Annotated in this window: 4 protein-coding genes; 2 read left to right on the forward strand and 2 right to left on the reverse strand. The window is 68.5% G+C overall.

Annotation, left to right across the window (positions count from 1 at the left end; all coding sequences use genetic code 11):
* The coding region (locus L995_RS34650) for a FecR/PupR family sigma factor regulator (protein ID WP_156136032.1) at positions 1 to 156 on the reverse strand (156 nt) is incomplete at its 3' end.
* A complete protein-coding gene (locus tag L995_RS10940; RefSeq protein WP_016452940.1) occupies positions 135 to 647 on the reverse strand; it encodes a sigma-70 family RNA polymerase sigma factor in 513 nt (170 codons plus the stop codon). The genes L995_RS10940 and L995_RS34650, both read right to left, overlap by 22 nt.
* 227 nt (positions 648 to 874) lie before the next feature.
* Between L995_RS10940 and L995_RS10945 the strand changes: the two genes are divergently transcribed.
* Together L995_RS10945 and L995_RS10950 are read left to right on the forward strand one after the other, a co-directional pair.
* Positions 875 to 3,463 carry a sensor domain-containing protein gene (locus L995_RS10945; RefSeq protein ID WP_047471601.1) on the forward strand — a complete coding sequence of 863 codons (2,589 nt, stop codon included), beginning with the start codon at positions 875 to 877 and terminating at the stop codon, positions 3,461 to 3,463.
* A gap of 269 nt (positions 3,464 to 3,732) precedes the next feature.
* Positions 3,733 to 5,494, forward strand: a 1,762-nt coding sequence (locus L995_RS10950) for a methyl-accepting chemotaxis protein (protein ID WP_047471603.1), incomplete at its 3' end; no start/stop codon positions are given.

Raw genomic sequence — 5,494 nt, forward strand, 5'->3', positions numbered from 1 at the left:
CCGCGTATGCTGGGGGTCGGCCTGGCGCCAGCGTTCGCAGGCGGCGCGGTCGGCATCGGTGGCGCCGCTGTCGTGCAGGCGCATCAGCCATTCGGCGGCCTCGTCGAGCACGCGCGCTTGCAGGGGCGTCTCCATCACGCCATTGCCACCAGGCATTGGCGAAACGCCTGGGCCATGTAGCGCTTGACGCTGGTGAGCGAGACCTCCAGCTGCTGCGCGATGTCCTCGTACTTCATGCCGTCCAGCTGGGACAGCAAAAACGTGCGCCGCACGATGGGCGGCAGCGCGTCCAGCATGGCGTCTATCTCGTGCAGGGTCTCCAGTACCAGGGCGCGCTGCTCGGGCGAAGGCGCCACAGGCTCGGGCAAGGCGGCCAGGGCTTCGAGGTAGGCGCGCTCCAGCGCCTGGCGCTTGTACCAGTTGACGAGCACGCCCTTGGCTACCGTGGTCAGGTAGGCACGCGGCTCCTGCACACCGGCCAGGTCGCGCACGCCCAGGATGCGCACGAAGGTGTCCTGCGCCAGGTCCGCCGCATCCGCCCCGTTGCCCAGCCTGCGACGCAGCCAGCCCTGCAGCCAGCCATGGTGGGCGGTGTACAGGGAGGCGGCTTCTCGGTGCTGGGGGGTGGAGGCTGGGGCGGATGGCATGGTAGGACCCGATGGCTTGAAGGCGGGAGCCACCATCAAACAAGAATCATTCTCAAATCATTGTAACCAGCGGAATCACTTGCTTAAGAGTGCCATCAGGCGGACCATCCAAAGGCGAACAGTGGGAGCAAGTGCGACCAGAGTGGCTGACATCCAGCTGCTGCGCCGGATCGGTATCATTTAGAAACAATCAATCATCAGCTCAGCATCCATCAGGAGAGCGAACCATGTTCGAAACGCGGGTAGCAGGCACGGCAGGACAACAGGCGCTGTGGAGCACGCTGGACAAGGCCATGGCGCTGGCGGAATTCACGCCCGAAGGCCGGCTGATGCGCGCCAATGCCAACTACGAGGCCATCCTCGGCTATCCGGCCACGGGCGCTGAAGGTCTGCTTCACAGCGATCTGTGCACGCAGGCCCAGGCCGACCCGGCCGCCTACGGTCAGTGGCGCCAGCGCTGGGGCGCGGGCGAGACGGTTTCGCGCGTGGGAGAGCACCGGCGCCGCGACGGAAGCACCTGCTGGCTGGAGGCCACCTATGCGCCCGTGCTCGATGCGGCCGGCGCCCTCAGCCATGTGCTGTGCATTGCCACCGATGTCTCGGCCCGCATGCTGGCCGACCGCCGGCGGCAGGAGCACATGCGGCGCCTGTCCCTGGTGGCAGACGCCACCGACGCGGCCGTGGTGATCGCCGACGGCAACTGGACCATCTCCTATGTCAACGCAGGCTTCACCCGCATGTTCGGCTGGAGCAGCGAAGAGGTCGTGGGCCGTGCGCCCATCGCCCTGCTGGTGCCCCATGCCTCGCCCGAATTCACGGCCGCCTACCGCGCCGAACTGGACGCAGGCAAGCCGGTGTACCGCGAGGAGATCCTCGTCGGCAAGGACGGCGAGCGGTATTGGGTCAGCGCCCAGGCCAATCCCGTCATGGGCCCCGACGGCCGCCTCCACACCACGGTGACCGTGATCACCGACATCACCGAGGCCAAGATGCACGAGGTGCTGCAGCGGCGCGCCCTGGAGGCCATGGCCCGCGACCAGCCGCTGACCGAGGTGCTGGACCTGGTGTGCCGCGAGGTCGAGCGCATTGCGCCCGATATCGCGGTGTCGGTGCTGGAAGTCGATGACCAGAATCGCCTGCATCCGCTGGCCGCGCCCAGCCTGCCGGCCTCCTATTCGGCGGCGCTGGACGGCGTGCCCATCGGCCCCAATGTCGGCTCCTGCGGCGCGGCGGCCTTCCACAACCGGCCCGTGCTGGTGGGCGACATCGCCACCGACCCGCTGTGGGCCGACTACAAGCACCTCATCCTGCCGCTGGGGTATACGGCCTGCTGGTCCACGCCCATCTGCGGGCTGCAGGGCGGCGTGGCCGGCACCTTTGCCTTCTACTACCGCCATTTCGACCGGCCCGGCCCCGATCCCTTCCACCAGCGCCTGGTGGAGGCCTGCACCGACCTGTGCGCCCTGGCGCTGGAGCGCGAACAGGCGCGCCGGCGCATCCGCCAGTTGGCGTTCTACGACGGGCTGACCACGCTGCCCAACCGCAGCCTGCTGCTGGCCCAGGCCGAGCAGGCGCTGTCCGTGGCTTCGCACGAGGGCCACGAGCTGGCCGTGGTCTTCATCGACCTGGACCGTTTCAAGCAGGTCAACGACTCGCTGGGCCACCCGGCCGGCGACCGGCTGCTGTGCAGCGTGGCCCAGCGCATTCAGGCGGAGCTGCGCACGGGTGACATTGCCGGGCGGCTGTCGGGCGACGAGTTCGTCATCGTGCTGCCACACTGCGGCGGTGCGCAGGCGGCCGAGGTGATAGAGCGGCTGCAGTCGGCACTTGGCGAGCCCTGCATGATCGACGACGTGTCCCTGGCCAGCACGGCCAGTTGCGGCATTGCCGTGTTTCCCGCCGACGGGCGCGACATGGAGACCCTGCTGCACCGCGCCGACATGGCCATGTACCAGGCCAAGTCGGGCGGGCGCGGGCTCTACAGCTTCTTCAGCCCCGAGATGAACCGCCTGGCCCAGGAACGCCTGGTGCTGGAGACGGCGCTGCGCGACGCCCTGCGCAGCGGCGGCCTGCGCCTGCACTACCAGCCCCAGCTCGACCTGAAGGACGGGCGCCTCTACGGCGTGGAGGCCCTGGCGCGCTGGAGCCATGCGGAATTCGGCGAGATCTCGCCCGCACGCTTCATTCCGCTGGCCGAGGAATGCGGCCTGATCGGCGAGCTGGGCACCTGGGCACTGCGCGAGGCCTGCCGCCAGCTGGGCGAGTGGCGCAGCCGGGGCATCGACGTGCCGGCCATGTCGGTCAACCTCTCGCCCACCAGCTTTCACAACCTGGACCTGCCGCACATGATTGCCGACACCCTGGAGCACAACGCGCTCAAGCCGCAGGACCTCACGCTGGAGATCACCGAAAGCCTGCTGCTGGACACCAACCCGGGCACCATGCGCACGCTGCAGGCCGTGCATTCCCAGGGGGTGCGCCTGTCCATGGACGACTTCGGCACGGGCTACTCCAGCCTCAGCTACCTGCGGCGCCTGCCCGTCAGCGAGCTCAAGCTGGACCGCAGCTTCGTCGCCGACCTGGAGCACGACGAGGCCGCCCAGGCGCTGAGCAACGCCATCCTGGGCATAGGCCGCAGCCTGCACCTGACCGTGGTGGCCGAGGGCGTGGAGACGGCAGCGCAGAACACCATCCTGCGCGAACAGGGCTATCCGGTGGCACAGGGCTATCTGTTCTCTCGCCCGCTGCCGGCCGCTGATCTGGAACGGTGGCTGCAGGCATCGAGCCTGCAAGCCGGCGTGGCGACGGACGTGTGAGCGGACGTGTGAGCGGACATGTGAACGGGCATGTGAGCGGACCAGGCCATGCGCGCGGAGACCTTGGCCGGAAAAAGTAACAATCCGCAATAAATATTCGGACTGGACCTATTTTTCTCTAAGCCTCGCCGGCAAGTGACCGATATCTGCGGCATGGCGGCGGCTGAGTGTCGGCCCCGCTGGTCGCCACAGATCGCCACCGCATCCCCTCGATTCGCAGCCACCGCCGCTCACCCGCTTTCGCTTCTCGCCGTACGGCACTCCCCACCATGATGTTTTTCCGCAATCTGAAGCTGGCCCACAAGCTGCTGGCCTCTTTCATCGCCCTGCTGCTGCTGACCGCCGGCCTGGGCCTGTTCTCCGTGGTACAGCTGGACCGTGTCAACCGCACGGCCACCGACCTGGCGCACCACTGGATGCCCGCCGAGCGCGTGATCATGGAGATGCGCTATCAGCTGCAGCGCTACCGCTCGCAGACCATGCAGCATGTGCTGGCCACCTCGATGGAAGAGATGGCCGTCTACGACAAGAGCATGCCGGCACTGTGGTCCGAGCTGCTCAAGAACCAGCAGGCCTTCGAACGCTATGCCAACACCGCGCGTGAGCGCGAGCTGATGGCCGGCATCAAGGACGACCTGGGCCAGTACGCGCAGCACACGGCAAGGATCGTGGACCTGTCCCACGCCCTGCGCACCGACGAGGCGTCCGAGGTGCTGCGCGGCGATTCGGTCAAGACCAGCCGTGCCATCAACACCAAGCTGGACGAACTGCTCAAGATCAACGCCCAGGGCATCGAGGATGCCAACCAGGCAGGCGACGACATCTTCACCGCCGCGCGCTGGTGGGTGATCGCCCTGCTGGCGGGGGCCGTCCTCTTCGGCCTGGGCATGGCGCTGCTGATCGCCCGCAGCGTGGCACGCCCCCTGCAGCAGGCCGTGAGCCTGGCGCAGGCCGTGGCCGCAGGCGACCTGGGCAGCCGCATCGAGGTGCATGGCAAGGACGAGACCGGCCAGCTGCTGCTGGCCCTGCAGCACATGAACGAAAGCCTGCAGCGCATCGTCGGCCAGGTGCGCCAGGGAACGGACTCCATCGCCACGGCCAGCGGCCAGATCGCCTCGGGCAACCAGGACCTGTCGGCCCGCACCGAGGAACAGGCCAGCTCGCTGGAGCAGACCGCCGCCTCCATGGAGGAGCTGACCTCCACCGTCAAGCAAAACGGCGCCAACGCCCAGCAGGCCAACCAGCTGGCCGCCGCCGCCTCCCAGGTCGCCGTGCGCGGCGGCTCGGCCGTCGCCCAGGTGGTGCAGACCATGTCCGCCATCAACGATGCCTCGCGCAAGATCGTGGACATCATCGGCGTCATCGACTCCATCGCCTTCCAGACCAACATCCTCGCGCTGAATGCCGCCGTGGAAGCGGCCCGCGCCGGTGACCAGGGCCGGGGCTTTGCCGTCGTCGCCTCGGAAGTGCGCACCCTGGCCCAGCGATCGGCCGCCGCCGCCAAGGAGATCAAGCAGCTCATCGACGACTCGGTGGGCAAGGTCGAGGAAGGCAGCGCCCAGGTCGACTCGGCCGGCAAGACCATGGAAGAGATCGTGGCCAGCGTGCGCCGCGTGACCGACATCATGGGCGAGATCTCGGCCGCCAGCCATGAGCAGACGGCCGGTATCGAGCAGGTCAACCAGGCCGTCACGCAGATGGACCAGATGACCCAGCAGAACGCGGCCCTGGTCGAGGAATCGGCGGCGGCCACCGGCGCCCTGCAGGCCCAGGCCAAGGCGCTGGCCGAGGTGGTGAGCGTGTTCAAGCTCTCGCCGTCCACCGGCATGCTGGGCAGCAGCCGCGGTGTCAGCCACGCCGCCGCCGTGGCAGCGCCCCGCCAAACACCGGCGGCGCCCCGTCCGCATCTGGCGCCTGCCGCTCCCAAAGGCGCTGTGCCCGCACGCGCATCGGCCGCCCTGCCTTCTGCAACTGGTGCGGCCGGTACAGCCGGTGCAACCCCTGCTCCGGCAGGCGCCGCGCGCCCGGCCC

This window comes from Delftia sp. ZNC0008, from assembly GCF_000799035.1.
GTDB classification, from domain to species: Bacteria; Pseudomonadota; Gammaproteobacteria; order Burkholderiales; family Burkholderiaceae_C; genus Comamonas; species Comamonas tsuruhatensis.